The organism is Hydrogenophilus islandicus, assembly GCF_054657095.1.
Window position 1 is genome coordinate 1 of the sequence record NZ_BAAHXE010000042.1, and the last position, 15,823, is coordinate 15,823.

A 15,823-nucleotide genomic window follows, 5' to 3' on the forward strand; every position below is an offset into this window, starting at 1 on the left:
CCCGCGCCGCTTCGGTAAAACCCTCTTCCTCGACACGTTATCTGAAGCCTTTTCCGGCAACCGAGTCCTCTTTGAAGGGGGTGACGCGGCGGTGCGGCTCGGGGCCGACCCGAAAGCGGCCGAGCGGCCGCGGTTGTACCTTGCCGACCACTGGGATTGGGGGCAACGCCACCCGGTGATTCGCATCTCCTTTGTGAGCGGCGTACGCCACGACGTCGCGAGTTTGGCGCTTGCGATCGACGAGCAACTCACCCGCAACGCCGAACAGTTGGGGGTCGATCTTCCCCCCCACCCCGACTTCGCCGTGCGCTTTGAGCGGCTGATCGACCGCGCCGCGAACCGCCACAACGCGCGTGCGGTGGTGTTGGTCGACGAGTACGACAAACCGATCCTCGACAACCTCACCGAACCGGACGTCGCGCGGCAGATGCGCGAAGCGTTACGCAGTCTCTACAGTGTGCTCAAAGGGCGCGACGCCGACTTGCGCTTTGTCTTCCTCACCGGCGTCTCCAAGTTCAGTAAAGTCTCGATCTTCTCGGGGCTCAACCACCTGCGCGACATCACCCTCTCTGCCGACTACGCGACGATCTGCGGCTACACCGAAGGGGATCTGGACACCGTCTTCGCCCCGGAGTTCGACGCCGCGGCAGCCGACGGGAAACCGTTGGACCGCGCTGAAGTGCGCCGTTGGTACAACGGCTACGCGTGGGATGGGGAACCGGTCTATAACCCCTTCGACGTGCTGCTCCTCTTTGCCGAGCGGGAATACCGCGCGTGGTGGTTCGAGACGGGAACGCCGACGTTTCTCATCGAGTGGCTCAAGAGCCGGCAGTTCTTCACCCCGCGCCTCGAGCGGCTCTATGCCAGTGAGCAGTTGCTTTCAGCGTTTGACGTCGACGCGATCGAACCCGAAGCGATGCTGTGGCAGACCGGTTACTTGACGATCCGCCGGCAACGGCGTGTGATCAATCGCATTGAATATGAGCTTGCGCTGCCCAACCTCGAGGTGCGCCAGGCGTTGAACGAGGCGCTCTTTCTCGCGTGGTTGCCCGACAGAAGCGTTGCAAACGAGCTTGCAGCCGATCTCGCTGAGCCGCTCGTGCGTGGCGACGCCGTGGGGCTGCGCGACCACTTCGTGCGGCTCTACGCCGCGATCCCCTACGAGTGGACGCGCACCCACCCGATCGCGCAGTACGAGGGGTACTGGGCGAGTCTCTTCTACAGCCATCTTGCGGCGTTGGGGGTCGAGATCACACCGGAAGAGGTGAGCCAACAGGGACGGTGCGACCTGGTGGTGCGGGTGGGCGGCATCGTGTGGGTCTTTGAGTTCAAAGTCGTTCCTGACGACGCCACCGGCGAAGCACTTCGGCAGATCCAGGCCCGCGACTATGCGGCGAAGTACCGCGGTGCGCCGGGGGTCGAGCGGGTGATCGAGGTTGGGGTGGAGTTCTCGAAGAAGCAACGCAAGATTGTCGGATGGGAGATAGCCGGTTGAGTCGAGGGAACGCTCGGGAACCTTTCCCCCCGATCCTTGCCCGCGACCGCGGACGGGTGGTGGCGCTGTCGCGGCGGCTTGCGCGCGCGCAGAATCTCAAGGAGCGGGAGCGGCTGCAGGCGGAACGCGACGCGCTCATCGCCGCCTCCCATCGCGCGTGGCAGGCGCGCCTCGAGGCGCGGCCGGCGATCACCTACCCCCCGGAGTTGCCGGTCAGTCAACGCGCTGAGGAGATCGCCGCGGCGGTGGCGGCGCACCGGGTGGTGATCGTCTGCGGTGAGACCGGTTCGGGCAAGACGACGCAGTTGCCGAAGATCTGCCTTGCCGCCGGACGGGGGGTGAGCGGACAGATCGCCCACACCCAACCGCGGCGCATCGCCGCCCGCGCCACTGCCGAACGGATCGCCCAGGAGTTCGGCGAATCGCTCGGCCAGAGCGTCGGTTACCGCGTCCGGTTCGACGACGTCGTCAGCCCCGACGGCTACATCACCCTCATGACCGACGGGATACTGCTCGCCGAGACGCAGCGCGACCCGTGGCTTTCGGCCTACGACACCGTGATCATCGACGAGGCGCACGAGCGGAGCCTCAACATCGATTTCCTCCTCGGCTACCTCCACCGGTTGCTCGCGCGGCGCGACGACTTGAAGGTGGTGGTGACGAGTGCGACGCTCGACGCCGAGCGGTTTGCCCGCCACTTCGCGGCGGTGGCGGGGGAAGTCCCGATCATCGAGGTGAGTGGCCGCCTCTACCCGGTCGAGATCCGCTACCGGCCGATCGAAGAGCTCGAGGAGAGCGAAGAGCCGCTCTATGACGGGATCGTCGCGTGCGTCGAGGAGGCGTGGCGCGAAGGGAGCGGCGATATTCTCGTCTTTTTGCCGGGCGAGCGGGAGATTCGCGAAGCACGTGCGGCGCTCGAAGCGGCGCAGGCGCGCTTCAAGCGCGAGTTGGAGATTCTTCCCCTCTTTGCCCGCCAATCGGCGAGCGAACAGGCGCGGATCTTCTCCCCAGGTAAACGGCCGCGGGTGGTGCTCGCGACGAATGTTGCCGAGACGTCGCTCACTGTCCCCAACATCCGCTACGTGATCGACTCGGGGCTTGCGCGGATCCACCGCTACAACCCGCGCACCCGCGTGGCGCAGCTCAAAATCGAGCCGATCAGCCAAGCGGCAGCGGCGCAGCGGGCAGGCCGCTGCGGGCGAGTGATGGACGGGGTCTGTTTTCGCCTCTACAGCGAAAGCGATTTCGCCGCGCGCCCCCCGCACAGCGACCCAGAGATCCTCCGCACGTCGCTCTCAGCGGTGGTGTTGCGCATGGCGGCGCTCCATTTGGGCGAAGTGGCTGACTTCCCCTTTCTCGACCGTCCGCCGCATCGGGCGGTCGCCGGTGCGGTTCAGGAGCTCGTCGAACTCGGCGCGCTCGACCCCGAGCGGCGCACCCTCACCCCCGTGGGGGCGCAACTGGCGAAGATGCCGATCGACCCCCACCTCGCGCGTCTGCTGGTCGCCGGGCACGAGTTGGGGTGTCTGCAGGAGATGCGGGTGCTCGCTGCGGCCCTCTCGGTGCCCGATCCCCGGGTGCGGCCGGCGAATAGCGAAGCGCAAGCGGACCAGCAGCACGCCCGCTTTCGCGGCAGCGACCGCGACGCCAAATCGGAGTTTTGCTGGTACCTCAACCTCTGGGCGGCGTGGCGCGAAGTGGCGCGCCACCAGAGCAGCGCCAAGCAGCGGCAGTGGGCGCAGGACCATTTTCTTTCATGGTTGCGGCTGCGGGAGTGGCGCGAGGTGGAAGGGCAGCTCCATGCCCTCACCGGGGAGTTGGGGTGGCGCGATAATACCCAGCCCGCGAGCTTCGAGGCGATCCACACCGCGCTCATCACCGGGTTGCCGCACGGCGTCGGGGTCAAAGCGCGCGACGACAAACCGGAGCATCGCGGCAGCTACCTCGGCGCGAAAGGGGTGCGCTTCTGGCTCCACCCGCAGAGTGGGGCGTTGCGGCGGGCACAGCCGCAGTGGGTCCTTGCCGCGGAACGGGTCGAGACGACCAAACTCTACGCCCGCACCGTCGCGGCGATCGACCCCCGCTGGATCGAACGGGCGGTGCCGCACCTCATCGCGCGGGAGGTGGGGGAACCCCACTGGAGCGGCCGCGCGGGGGAGGTGCGGGGGCTGGAGAAGGGGACGCTCTTTGGCCTCACCGTCTACAGTGGCCGTTCGGTGAGCTATCGCCACGTCGATCCCGCGCTCTGTCGCACCCTCTTCATCCGCGAAGGGTTGGTCCATGGGGACCTGCCGCCGCAGCGCATCGCGCGGATGGCCTTTCTCCAGCACAACCTCAAACTCATCGCTGAACTACGCGAGTTGGAGGAGCGGCTGCGTCGCCCTGACCTCGTCGACGAGCGCTGGATTGAGGCCTTTTACGCGAGCAAAATCCCCGACGATGTCGTCGATCTCGCCAGTTTCGAAGCGTGGCGGCGCGAGGCGGAGCGCAAAGAGCCGAAGCTACTTTTTCTTTCGCGCGAGATGATCGTCGCGCGCGACGCCGAAGGGGTGGTGAGCGAGCGCTTCCCCACCACATTCGACCTCTACGGCGAACCGCTCCCGCTTACTTACCAGCACGACCCGGGCGCAGCGGACGACGGGGTGACGCTGACGATCCCGGTGGCGCTTTTGAACCAGATCCCGGCGGCGCGGTGCGAGTGGCTCGTCCCGGGGATGGTCGAAGAGAAGGTGGTGCTGCTGCTCAAAAGCCTTCCCAATAAGCAGAAGCACCGGCTTCAGCCCCACGCCGAGTCGGCGCGGGCGTTCCTCGCGGAAGTCGAAGCACACCCCGAGTGGCGCAAGGAGCCGCTCTTGAAGATCCTCGCGCGCTGGGTAAGCGAGAAGACAGCGATCGCGACCACCCCCGAGCAGTTCCGCTTGGAGACCCTGCCGCACCACCTCTTCATGAATTTCCGCGTCGTCGATGAGGCGGGGCGAGTCTTGGGCGAGGGGCGAAACCTGGAGGCGTTGAAGCGCGCGCTCGGGCAGAAGGCGGGAAACGCTTTTGCCCAGCTCGCTGCGCTGTGGCCCGGGGACAAGGCACCCTCCCCGCAGCGGGAGAATCCCTCCCAGCCACAGGCAGAGGCGGCCGGAACGATGCCGTGGGAGGTGCCGGCAACCGAATGGATCTGGGGGGCGCTTCCCGCGATCACCGAGGCGGTGGTCGGCGGGATCACGACGATCGGTTTTCCCGCGCTCGACGACGCGGGCGACGCGGGGGCGCGGTTGCGGCTCTTTGATACCGAAGAGGCGGCAGCGGCAGCCCACCGGCGGGGGGTGTTGCGGCTTCTGCGGATCGCGCTCAAAAATGGCGTGCGCTCCGTCGAAAAGAGCGACGAATTCAAGCGCCTGCAGTTGGTCTGGCTCGCGCGGGGGCGCAGTGAGCCGCTTCTTGACACGGTCGTCGAGGCGGCCCTTGCAGAAGCGGCGCTTGCGGAGCCGCTTCCGCGCGACGGGGAAGCCTTTGCTGAGCGGGTTGCCGCGGGGCAGAAGCGGTTCCTGTTGGTTGCGCAGGCGCTGATGCGCTCCGCGCTCACCTGGTTTGAGCAGGTGGCGGCGATCGAAAAACGGCTCGAACGCCTCGGCAAAGCGCATCCCGAAGCGGCGGCCGACATTGCGGCGCAGCTCGCGGCGCTCTTTGCTCCTGGCTTCTTGGTTGCGACCCCCTGGGAGCGGCTGCAACACTACACGCGCTACCTCGACGCGGTGCGGGTGCGGCTCGATAAACTAGAAAAAGACCCGGCGCGCGACCGCCGTTGGCTCAGCGAGTGGCAGCGCGCGGCGCTCCCGTGGCAAAAGGCAGTAGCGCGCGCGCGCAGCGACTGGCCCCCCTTTTGGCACGAGTACCGCTGGCTGCTTGAGGAGTTGCGGGTCGGGCTCTTTGCCTCCGAATTGAAGACCCCGATGCCGGTGAGCGTCAAACGGCTCGAGCGCTTGTGGGCGCAGCAGGGGGAGGGGTAGCGGGGCTACCCCTTCGGCGCCGCCAGTTGCCGCAGCGCCCAGCGGATCGCGTCAGAAAGCGCAAGCTCCGTGGGAAGCGCCGCAACGACCGGAGCGATCTGCGCGCTGCTGTAGCCGAGCGCCTCGAGGGCTGCGGCGACGTCGCGCACGAGCTGCGCGCGGTTTTCCACCGGTTCGGCCTCGGCATCGGCCGCGGGAGCGCTCGAGGCGGCGGGCCGATCGCGACCGGAAGCCGCGGGTGACGCTGTTACTGCCACCTCTTCTTCCCCCCACGGCAGCTGCGCGAGCTTGTCTTTGAGCTCCAAGAGGAGCCGCTCGGCGGTCTTTTTGCCGATGCCGGGAATCTTGACGAGCGGGTGGCTCGCCTGTTGCGCGACCGCCGCTTTGAGTTCGCCCGGCGTGAGGTGCGAAAGGAGCGCGAGCGCAATGCGAGGGCCGACGCCATTGACCCGAATGAGGAGGCGAAAGGTCTCCCGTTCGGCGCGGGTCGCAAAGCCGAAGAGCTGCTGCTCCTCGTCGCGGAGGATCTGATGGGTCAGCAGCCGCACCGTTTCGCCTGCGGGCGGGAGGGTATAGAAGGTGCTCATCGGCACCCATACCTCAAAGCCGACGCCGCCCGCCGTCTCGACGAGAATCGTCGGCGGCGCTTTGTCGCGCAGAATTCCGGTAATGAGGGCGATCACCGGAAGGCGCTCCCGATGAGCGTCGCGGCAGCGACCAAGGCGTAGCCGTGCGCAGCCTGGAGCGTGGCGACGATCGCGGGGGCAAGTGGCGAGAAATCGGTGGTGTGGGACCAGTGGGGGGTCGCCGCGACGAAGGCAAAAAGGCGCCGGGTTGCGCTGAGCGCCGGAATGAGCGCGACAAGGGCAGCCAAGGTCAAAGGGGGAAGGAGGCCGATGGCCACCCACGCGACGTGGGTCAGTGTCGCGGCGAGCGCGATGAGCGGGTAGCCCCACACGGCGCGCGCGCCCCAGCGCACTGGGATCGTCCGCTTGTCCCCGGCACCGTCAGCTGGCGCGTCGGGGAATTGGTTGATGAAGAGGATGTTGGCAACGAGTAACCCAAACGGTACCCCTGCGGCAATTGCGGTAACGACTGAAGCGTTTGCCGCGTCGCTGCGATATCCCGCGCCGACCACGGTGGCCGCTCCGGCAACGACGAGGGTCCAGGCCAGCGTGATCGCGATTTCGCCGAAGCCTCTTGCGGAGAGGCGCAGCGGCGGGGCCGAATAGGCCCAGGCAGTGGCTAAGCCAACAACGCCGATCACCGCCAGCGCTGCGGCGCGATGCGGTGCGACGCTGAGGAGCCACAGGGTGAGGAGAAGCCCGCCGAGGGCAGTGACGAGGAGTAACGTTGCGGCGAGGCGGGTGAGCTCCGCACGGGTGAGAACGCTGTTTTGCAGGAAGCGGCTGCCGCCGGTGAAGGGGTAGAGGCGGGTGGTGTTGCCGCGGTCGACCGCCTCGTCAAAAAGGTCGTTGAGGACGTTCGCTGCGGCATGGGCAGTGAGCGCGAGGAAAAGGGTCACGGCAAAGAGGAGGAGCGCAGGGGGCCACCCGTCGCGGGCGTGGTTGGCCTCTTGCCAGGTGGCCAACGCCCCACCCAGCAGGACGCCCACTGCGGTGATGGTGAAAAACGCCGGGCGGGTGGCGAGCAAAAGGGCGCTTGCGGGCGACGCCCTCAGGCTCGGGTCGGGTTCGGACACGGTTGAGGCAGGGGTTGGGGTCATGCCATGCTTCTCCGCAGGTTAGAGCAGAACGATGTCGTAGTGTTCGGGGGGGTAGTCGCTTTCGCCCCGCAGCGAGATCGGTTTGCCGAGGAATTCGCTCGCCATCGCGAGCGCCTGGGCGTGCTCTTCTTCAAAGAGTTGGATCACCGGCGGGGCGGCGAGGATGCGAAATTCGCGCACGTTGGGGAACTGTTTCGCCTCGCGGACGAGTTCGCGGAGAATCTCGAAACAGACCGTTTCGGCCGTCTTCACAAAGCCCCGTCCGGCGCAGGTGGGGCACGGTTCGCAGAGTTGCTGCAGGAGCGACTCCCGCGTCCGCTTGCGGGTGAGCTCGACGAGCCCGAGCTGCGTGAAGCCGATGACAGAAGTGCGCACCGGGTCACGCGCGAGCGCCTGCTGAAACGCCGCCAGCACCCGTTCGCGATGTTCCGGGAGCGCCATGTCGATGAAATCGACAAGGATGATCCCGCCGAGGTTCCGGAGCCTCAGCTGGCGGGCGATCGCCTGAGCCGCTTCGAGGTTGGTCTTGAGAATCGTCTCGTCGAAGTTCTTCGCGCCGACAAAGGCGCCGGTATTGACGTCGATCGTGGTGAGCGCTTCGGTCTGGTCGAAGATGAGGTACCCCCCCGACTTGAGGTCGACGCGACGACTCAATGCCTTCTCGATCTCCTCCTCAACGTGGCAGCGGGCAAAGAGGGGGCGTTCGCCGCGGTAGAGCTCGATGAGCGGCACGACGTGCGGGGCGTAGCGCTGGGCGAATTGGATCATCCGCTGGCTGTTTTCCCGAGAATCGACCTGAATGCGCAGCGTGTTGCGGTCGGCAAGGTCGCGGACGGTTCTGAGCGCAAGGTCAAGCTCCGCGGCAAGAAGGGCCGGTGGGCGCACCGCGCCTGCCCGTTCGCGGATTTCGTGCCAGACCTGTTCGAGGTAACGGATGTCGGCCACGAGCTGCTCGTCGCTCGCGTCGAGCGCGTTGGTGCGCACGATAAAGCCCCCCTGGAACCCTGCGGGGAGGAGGGCCGCAAGGCGCGCGCGCAATGTCTCGCGGGCGCTCTCCTCGTCGATGCGCTGCGAAACACCGATCTGCCCGTGGTCGTGCGGCAGATAGACGAGAAAACGGCCCGCGAGCGCAACCTGCATCGAGAGGCGCGCCCCTTTGCTGCCGATCGGGTCTTTGATGATCTGTACCGTGACCGTCTCCCCTTCGCGCAGCAGCCGCTCGATGCGCGGCGCTTCGCCCCGTTCGCCGTTCAGCGCGTTGGGTAAAAGCTCGGTGACATGGAGAAACGCGGTGCGCTCCAGGCCAATGTCGATGAACGCCGACTGCATTCCCGGGAGCACCCGAACGACTTTGCCGCGGTAGATGTTGCCGACGAGCCCACGGCGGCTCGCGCGCTCGATGTGGAGCTCCTGCACCGCGCCGTTTTCGACCACCGCGACCCGTGTCTCTTGCGGGGTGCAGTTGACGAGGAGTTCGCGCTGCAGTTCAGGGGGTTCAGCCGGTGTGGGAGGGGTGGGGGTCGATGGGACGGCCGTTTCGCTGCTTGTTATCGTGCTCATTGGTGTGACTTCCAGCTGCAGTGGGGGCCAACTCCGAAACGGGCAAGGAGCTGCGCTGTCTCGAAGAGCGGCAGACCGATGATGCCAGAGGCGCTGCCGCGGATCTCGGGGATGAACGCGGCAGCCGCCCCCTGGTAGGCGTAGGCCCCCGCTTTGTCGAGCGGCTCGCCGCTCGCGACATACGCGGCGATCCACGCTTCCGGCAGCGGCGCAAAGCGGACCTCAGAGGAGGAGCAGGCGACCTCGACCGCCACACCGTCGGTGAGCGCGACCGCGGTGAGCACTTCGTGGGTCTGCCCGGAGAGGGCACGCAGCATCGCGGCCGCCTCGTCACGGGTGGCCGGTTTCCCGAGGATCTGCTCAGCAAGCGCCACCGTCGTATCGGCCCCCAAGACGAGCGCGTGGGGGCTGCCTGCATGGGGCTCACTGACGTCGGGATCGCGGGCAACGAGCGTCCGCCACCCGGCAACCGCTTTCGCGCGCGCGAGCCGCTCGACGTAGGCGCGCGGCGACTCGTTCGGCTGTGGGGTCTCGTCGACCCACTCCGCTTCGCTCTCCAGCACCGCGAAGGGCACCCCGAGCGTGGCGAGGAGCGAACGGCGGCGGGGGCTTTGTGATGCGAGGAAGAGACGGGGGGAAGTCATCGGGTATTCATTACTCTTCAGCATGGTTCAGCTCCGGTGGTAGGGGTGGTGGGCGACGATACTCCACGCGCGGTAGAGCGCTTCGGCGACGATCACCCGCACGAGCGCGTGCGGCAGCGTCAGCCGCGACAGTTGCCAGAGGGCATCCGCTTCGCGGCGAAACTCGGGGGTGAGGCCATCCGGCCCGCCGATCACCAACGCGACGGGGCGCGCGTCGCTCCGCCAGCGGGTGAGCTGCGCGGCAAGCTCTTCGCTACTCCATGCGACCCCCCGTTCGTCGAGCGCAATGATCCGGCTTTCGCGTGGGACACGCGCGCGGAGCCGCTCGCACTCCCGTGCCCGCGCCCGTTCGCGCTCCGCTGGCGAATCGCCGTGGCGGGGTTCGCTTTTCAGTTCGACCAGTTCCAGGGCCCATTCAGGGGGGAGGCGGCGGGCGTAGTCGGCAAAGCCGTCGCTCACCCACTGCGGCGGACGCTGGCCCACGGCGTAGAGGGTCAGGAATGCCATCCGGGTTCGTCGAGCAGTCTCTGGGGGGCGGTGAGGTTGGAGGCGGCGACGCGGGTTGCCGGCGGCATGCCCCACAGCTCCTCCAGGCGGTAGTAGCGGCGGACCGCCGGCAGCATCACATGGACGACGACGGTGCCGAGGTCGACGAGGATCCACTCCCCATTCTCCTCCCCTTCGACGCCGACGATCGGTATCCCCGCTTTTTTCGCCTCGTCGACGACGTTGCGCGCGAGCGCCTTCACCTGTCGCGTCGAGTTGCCGGTGGCGATCACCACCCGTTCGAAAAGGGGCGTGACGGCGGTTGTGTCGAACGCTTCGATCGCCTCACCCTTGATCTCCTCCAGGGCAGCGATCACCAGCTGGGTGATCGCTTCGCTACTCTGCTGTTGATGCGTCGGATGGTCCATCGGCTCCATGGTCGTTCCGGTAGAGGTGATGCGCTTCAATATACCTGAGAACCGCGTCGGGAAGCAAATAGCGGGCGCTTTTGCCTGCGGCGATCAGTGCCCGGATCTGGGTCGCGGAGATCGCCAGGGGCGTTGCGTCGAGGTGAATCACCCACCCTGCCGGGGGGACGGTCCGTTCTGCGGCAACCGACTCCGCCGTTCGACGGCTCGCCCAAAGGGGCTGCAGTGCGGGGGTGAGCGTCTCCTCCTCGAGCAGCACACCCGGGCGGGTGGCGACGACGAGGTGGGCGAGCGTGAGCAGCTCCGTCCAGCGGTGCCAGCGGTCGAGCCCGACGAAGGCGTCGGCCCCAACCAGCCAGAAGAGGGGCGTTGCGTCCCCTAAGCGGTGGCGAAGGCGCATGAGGGTCGTCACCGTGTAGCTCGGCTCCTCCGGGTGGTCAAGTTCGACCCGCTCCAGGCGAAAGGTGGGGGCGTCGGCAAGCGCCAACGCCACCATCGCGGCGCGGTGGGCGGCATCACCTGCGGGAGCGGCGCGATGGGGGGGACGGGCGTTGGGGACAAACCAGACCGCGTCGAGCCGGAGCATCTCCCGCGCCTCTTCGGCGAGGCGCAGATGGGCGTAGTGGATCGGGTCAAAGGTGCCGCCGATGAGGCCGATCATGGCTGGAAGAGTTCGTCGACCTGAAGGAAATATCCCGCAAAGAGCGTGGGAACGAAGACGAGCGGCAGGAGAAAGAGCATAACGGTAAAGAGAATCGGCGGCAGGAAGGACCCAACGAGCACCACCACGAGCGATGCGGCGAAAATCGCAAGCCCCATAGCGAGCGACCACGCAAGGAGCGGTGCCCAGTTGCGCAGCGCCGCGTAGAGACTAAAAAAGAGCGCTTTGGGCCACGCGACGCCATACCACGCAATGAGCGGCGGGGCAAACCAGTACGCTGCGGTGACCGGGAGCGAGAGGAGGAGAAAGAGGAGCAGCGGCACGGGGTTCACGGCTGTGGTGAGCGCCAGCGAATCGTCGCTGGTCACGACACGCGGCATCGGCTGGAGGGTGACGTCGCCCACGGTGGCGACGACGAGGAAGAGGATGAGGAGATTCGCCGCGAAATTGAGCGCGCCGACGACCGCGAGCGCTTGCCACGGCCCTTTGAAGCCGGCAAAGAGGATCTCCGGCCCGGGACGAATGCCACGCTTGGCTGCACGCATCCCCTCGAGCACCCCGACCTGCAAGATCGGCATCGCGAGCGCGGCAAGAAACTGGCCAATGAGCGGAGCGGCCGAGAGGAGCAGGAGCAACAGCAGATAACCGAACGACAGGTAGGCGGTGAGCGCCGGCGCTTTGCGCCACAGACGAAAGGCGTCGCGCGCCCAGCGCCAACCGTCGGCGAAGGAGAGAACGACCGTACGCATAGGGAGTCCGGGCAATCGGTAAGCGGAAAGTCTAGCATAGTGCCCAACGGCCGGAATCTAACGTTGACGTAAACGTCAATTGCGGTAAGATAGCTGACATGAGGGTCTAATGACCAACCCAAGGAGGATTGACCATGACCGATCCGCGTGTCGCCAAAGCGCTTGCGCCCTACCAGCCGAAAAACAAGGTCCGGTTCGTCACCGCCGCCGCGCTCTTCGACGGGCATGACGCCGCGATCAACATCATGCGCCGGCTGCTGCAAAACACCGGCTGCGAAGTGATCCACCTGGGGCACAACCGCAGTGCCGCAGAGATCGTCCGTGCCGCGCTGCAAGAAGATGTCCAGGGGATTGCCGTCACCAGCTATCAGGGGGGGCACGTCGAATTCTTCAAATACATGATCGACCTGCTGCGCCAGAACGGCGGGGAGCGGATCCGGGTCTTTGGCGGCGGGGGCGGGGTGATCGTCCCCCCCGAGATCAAGGAGCTCGAGGCTTACGGGGTGGAGCGGATCTACTCGCCCGAAGATGGCGCCCGGATGGGGCTTCAGGGGATGATCAACGACGTCGTCGAGCGCGCCGATTTCGACCTCTCAGCGGAGGCGCCGCAAACGTTACCCGAAATCCTCGAGAAGCTGCAGCGGGGCGACTGGCGGACCCTTGCGCGCGTGATCACTGCGTTGGAAAACGGTGCCTACCCCGACGCGATCCGCGAAGGGATCATCGCTGCGGCGCAAGGGCTCACGGTACCGGTCTTGGGGATCACCGGCACTGGCGGCGCGGGTAAGAGCTCGCTCACCGACGAGCTGGTGCGGCGCTTTCGCCTCGACCAAGACGACGCGCTCAAGATCGCGATCATCTCGATCGACCCGTCGCGCAAACGCACCGGCGGGGCGCTCTTGGGCGACCGGATCCGCATGAATGCGATCGAGGGCGACCACATCTACATGCGCTCGCTCGCCACCCGCGACACCGGAATGGAGGTCTCCCGCGCCCTCAAAGAGGTGATCGCCGCCGCAAAACTCACCGGCTACGATCTCGTGATCGTCGAGACCTCCGGGATCGGCCAGGGGAACGCCGCGATCGTTCCCTACGTCGATTGCTCCCTCTACGTGATGACCCCCGAATTCGGTGCGGCGAGCCAACTCGAAAAGATCGACATGCTCGACTACGCCGACTTTGTCGCGATCAACAAATTCGACCGCAAAGGGGCCGAGGATGCGCTGCGCGACGTTGCGAAACAGTACCAACGCAACCACCAGCGGTTCCATGAGCCGGTCGATGCGATGCCGGTCTTTGGCACCATCGCCGCGCGCTTCAACGACGACGGCGTCACTGCGCTCTACCAGGCGATGCTCCCGAAACTGATCGCGCTCGGGTTACCGGCAAAAGCGGAAGGGAAGCTGCCGCGCGTCGCAGTCCGCCACTCCAGTAAAGGGCAGGCGATCATCCCGCCCCACCGCAGCCGTTATCTCGCCGAGATCGCCCAGACGGTGCGCAACTACCACGCGGAGGTTCAGGCGCAATCGCGGCTTGCGCGGGAGCGGCAGGCGCTGAAGGTGGCCAAAGCACTCTTCGAGGCGTGCGGCAAGCCCGCGGAACACTTCGACGAGCTGATCGACTGGAAAGAGAGCCAACTTACCCCGCACGCGAAGAAGCTCCTCGAGCAGTGGCCGACGCTCAAAAAGCTCTACACCCAGGACGAATATGTCGTCAAGATCCGCGACCGGGAGGTCCGCACCAAGCTCTACCACGACTCGCTCTCGGGCAACAAAATTCCCAAAGTGGCGCTGCCCGATTTCGAAGACGACGGCGAAGTGCTCAAATTCCTGATGAAGGAGAATGTCCCCGGCTCCTTCCCCTACACCGCGGGCGTCTTTGCCTTCAAACGGGAGAACGAAGACCCCACCCGGATGTTCGCGGGTGAAGGGGACCCCTTCCGCACCAACCGCCGCTTTCGCAAACTCACCGAGGGGATGCCGGCAGCGCGCCTCTCAACCGCGTTCGACTCGGTGACCCTCTACGGCTGCGACCCCGATCCTCGCCCCGACATCTACGGCAAGATCGGCAACTCCGGCGTCTCGGTCGCGACGCTCGACGACATGAAGGTGCTCTACTCCGGGTTTGACCTCTGCGCCCCGACGACTTCGGTCTCGATGACGATCAACGGCCCGGCGCCGATGATCCTCGCGATGTTCTTCAACACCGCGATCGACCAGCAGGTGGAGAAGTTCCGCGCCGACAACGGTCGCGACCCGACTGAAGAGGAGTACGAAAAGATCAAGGAGTGGGTGCTCTCGACTGTCCGCGGGACGGTCCAGGCCGACATCCTCAAAGAGGACCAGGGGCAGAACACCTGTATCTTCTCGACCGAGTTTGCGTTGAAACTGATGGGCGACATCCAGGAATACTTCGTCCACCACAACGTGCGCAACTTCTACTCGGTCTCGATCTCGGGCTACCACATCGCCGAAGCGGGCGCGAACCCGATTTCGCAGCTTGCCTTTACGCTCGCGAACGGCTTTACCTACGTCGAGTCCTACCTCGCGCGCGGGATGCACATCGACGATTTTGCCCCGAACCTCTCCTTCTTCTTCAGCAACGGCATGGACCCCGAATACACGGTGATCGGCCGCGTCGCCCGCCGCATCTGGGCGATCGCGATGAAGCACAAATACGGCGGCAACGAGCGGAGCCAGAAGCTCAAATACCATGTGCAGACCTCGGGGCGGAGCCTGCATGCGCAAGAGATGGCGTTCAACGACATCCGCACGACGTTGCAGGCCCTCATTGCGATCTACGACAACTGTAATTCGCTGCACACCAACGCCTACGATGAGGCGATCACCACCCCCACCGAGGAGTCGGTGCGTCGGGCGATGGCGATCCAGCTCATCATCAACCGCGAGTGGGGGTTGGCGAAGAACGAGAACCCCAACCAGGGGAGCTTCATCATCGAGGAGCTCACCGACCTCGTCGAAGAGGCGGTGTTGCGCGAATTCGAGGCGCTTGCCGAGCGCGGAGGCGTCTTGGGCGCGATGGAGACGGGCTACCAGCGCAGCAAGATCCAGGAGGAGTCGCTGCTTTACGAGCAGAAGAAGCACGACGGCAGTTTGCCGATCATCGGCGTCAATACCTTCCGCAACCCCCACGGCGACCCGATTCCAGAGAAACTGGAACTGGCACGCTCCACTGAAGAGGAGAAGCAAAGTCAGCTTGCGCGGCTCAAAGCCTTTCACGAGCGCAACGCAGCTGAGGCGCCGAAGTGGCTGGCGAAGCTCCAAGAGGTGGCGATGGCGGGCGGCAACACCTTCGAAGTGCTGATGGACGCGGTGCGCTATTGCTCGCTGGGGCAGATCACCCAGGCGCTCTTTGAGGTGGGGGGGCAGTACCGGCGCAACATGTGACCCTTCGGGGCGCTTGAGCCGCACCGCCGCTGTGGTATGCTGCGTAGGCCTTTTCCCCTCGTGAGCATTCCTGATGTGCGGCATCGCTGGTGAGATTCGCTTCGACGGTCAACTCCCGCAACTCGACGCTGTTGCCCGCATGACGGCGCAGCAGCACCGCCGCGGTCCCGACGGGAGCGGCGTCTGGGCGCAGGGGCACGTCGCTCTGGGCCACCGCCGCCTCAAGATCATGGACCTCTCCGAGGCGGCGCAACAGCCGATGGTCGACCCGGAACTTGGGTTGGCGGTCGTCTTCAACGGCGCGATCTACAACTACCGGGAGCTCAGGCGCGAACTCGAAGCGTTGGGCTACCGCTTCTTCTCGAAGAGCGACACCGAGGTGCTCCTCAAAGCCTACCACGCGTGGGGGGCGGCCTTTGTCGAGCGGCTCGCCGGGATGTTTGCGTTCGCGCTCTGGGAGCGGGAGAGCGGCCGGGTGGTGCTCGTGCGCGACCGCTTAGGGATCAAACCGCTCTACACCGCCGCGATTCCAGGAGGACTGCGCTTTGCCTCGACCCTGCCGGCGCTGTTAGCTGGCGGCGCGATCGACACCACCGTCGACCCCGTGGCGCTTCACTACTACCTCTCGTTTCACACCGTCGTCCCTGCGCCTTACACGATCCTTAA

The 15,823-nt window shown here is 65.9% G+C and carries 11 protein-coding genes and 1 pseudogene; 4 read left to right on the top strand and 8 right to left on the bottom strand.

All coding sequences use genetic code 11. The annotated features are described in order from the left end of the window. Positions 1 to 1,495, top strand: a 1,495-nt coding sequence (locus tag ACYQ6T_RS09860) for an ATP-binding protein (protein WP_459830430.1), incomplete at its 5' end; no start/stop codon positions are given. Further along, positions 1,492 to 5,496 (top strand): ATP-dependent RNA helicase HrpA, encoded by a 4,005-nt coding sequence (gene hrpA, locus ACYQ6T_RS09865; protein WP_459830431.1) that lies wholly within the window; start codon positions 1,492 to 1,494, stop codon positions 5,494 to 5,496. The genes ACYQ6T_RS09860 and hrpA, both read left to right, overlap by 4 nt. Positions 5,497 to 5,501: 5 nt before the next feature. On the opposite strand, the gene ruvA is transcribed toward hrpA, so the two are convergent. The 8 genes from ruvA to ACYQ6T_RS09905 form a co-directional block, all read right to left on the bottom strand. Beyond that, positions 5,502 to 6,179, bottom strand: a complete 678-nt coding sequence (ruvA, locus tag ACYQ6T_RS09870) for a Holliday junction branch migration protein RuvA (RefSeq protein WP_459830433.1) — start codon at positions 6,177 to 6,179, stop codon at positions 5,502 to 5,504. Further along, positions 6,176 to 7,222, bottom strand: coding sequence for a prenyltransferase (locus ACYQ6T_RS09875; RefSeq protein WP_459830435.1), 1,047 nt, complete (start codon positions 7,220 to 7,222; stop codon positions 6,176 to 6,178). Before ACYQ6T_RS09875 ends, ruvA begins: the two co-directional genes overlap by 4 nt. A gap of 18 nt (positions 7,223 to 7,240) precedes the next feature. Continuing rightward, positions 7,241 to 8,707 carry an Rne/Rng family ribonuclease gene (locus ACYQ6T_RS09880; protein ID WP_459830443.1) on the bottom strand — a complete coding sequence of 489 codons (1,467 nt, stop codon included), beginning with the start codon at positions 8,705 to 8,707 and terminating at the stop codon, positions 7,241 to 7,243. Positions 8,708 to 8,778: 71 nt separating this feature from the next. Then, positions 8,779 to 9,426: a Maf family protein gene (locus tag ACYQ6T_RS09885; RefSeq protein WP_459830436.1), complete on the bottom strand. Its 648-nt coding sequence runs from the start codon at positions 9,424 to 9,426 to the stop codon at positions 8,779 to 8,781. Between the two features lie 27 nt (positions 9,427 to 9,453). After that, complete coding sequence (gene rlmH / locus ACYQ6T_RS09890) at positions 9,454 to 9,933, bottom strand: 23S rRNA (pseudouridine(1915)-N(3))-methyltransferase RlmH (protein WP_459830437.1); 480 nt, start codon at positions 9,931 to 9,933, stop codon at positions 9,454 to 9,456. After that, positions 9,921 to 10,340 carry a ribosome silencing factor gene (gene rsfS / locus ACYQ6T_RS09895; protein WP_459830438.1) on the bottom strand — a complete coding sequence of 140 codons (420 nt, stop codon included), beginning with the start codon at positions 10,338 to 10,340 and terminating at the stop codon, positions 9,921 to 9,923. The genes rlmH and rsfS overlap by 13 nt, the downstream gene beginning before the upstream one ends. Then, complete coding sequence (nadD, locus tag ACYQ6T_RS09900; RefSeq protein WP_459830440.1) at positions 10,309 to 11,001, bottom strand: nicotinate-nucleotide adenylyltransferase; 693 nt, start codon at positions 10,999 to 11,001, stop codon at positions 10,309 to 10,311. The genes rsfS and nadD overlap by 32 nt, the downstream gene beginning before the upstream one ends. Beyond that, on the bottom strand, positions 10,998 to 11,750 hold the full coding sequence (locus ACYQ6T_RS09905) for a BPSS1780 family membrane protein (RefSeq protein WP_459830441.1): 753 nt from the start codon (positions 11,748 to 11,750) through the stop codon (positions 10,998 to 11,000). The genes nadD and ACYQ6T_RS09905 overlap by 4 nt, the downstream gene beginning before the upstream one ends. A 134-nt stretch (positions 11,751 to 11,884) precedes the next feature. Between ACYQ6T_RS09905 and icmF the strand changes: the two genes are divergently transcribed. Then, the gene (icmF, locus tag ACYQ6T_RS09910; protein ID WP_459830442.1) at positions 11,885 to 15,157 is read left to right on the top strand and encodes a fused isobutyryl-CoA mutase/GTPase IcmF; all 3,273 of its coding nucleotides are present in this window, start codon (positions 11,885 to 11,887) and stop codon (positions 15,155 to 15,157) included. Between the two features lie 73 nt (positions 15,158 to 15,230). Beyond that, a pseudogene (locus tag ACYQ6T_RS09915) lies at positions 15,231 to 15,823 on the top strand (N-acetylglutaminylglutamine amidotransferase); the annotation flags it as partial.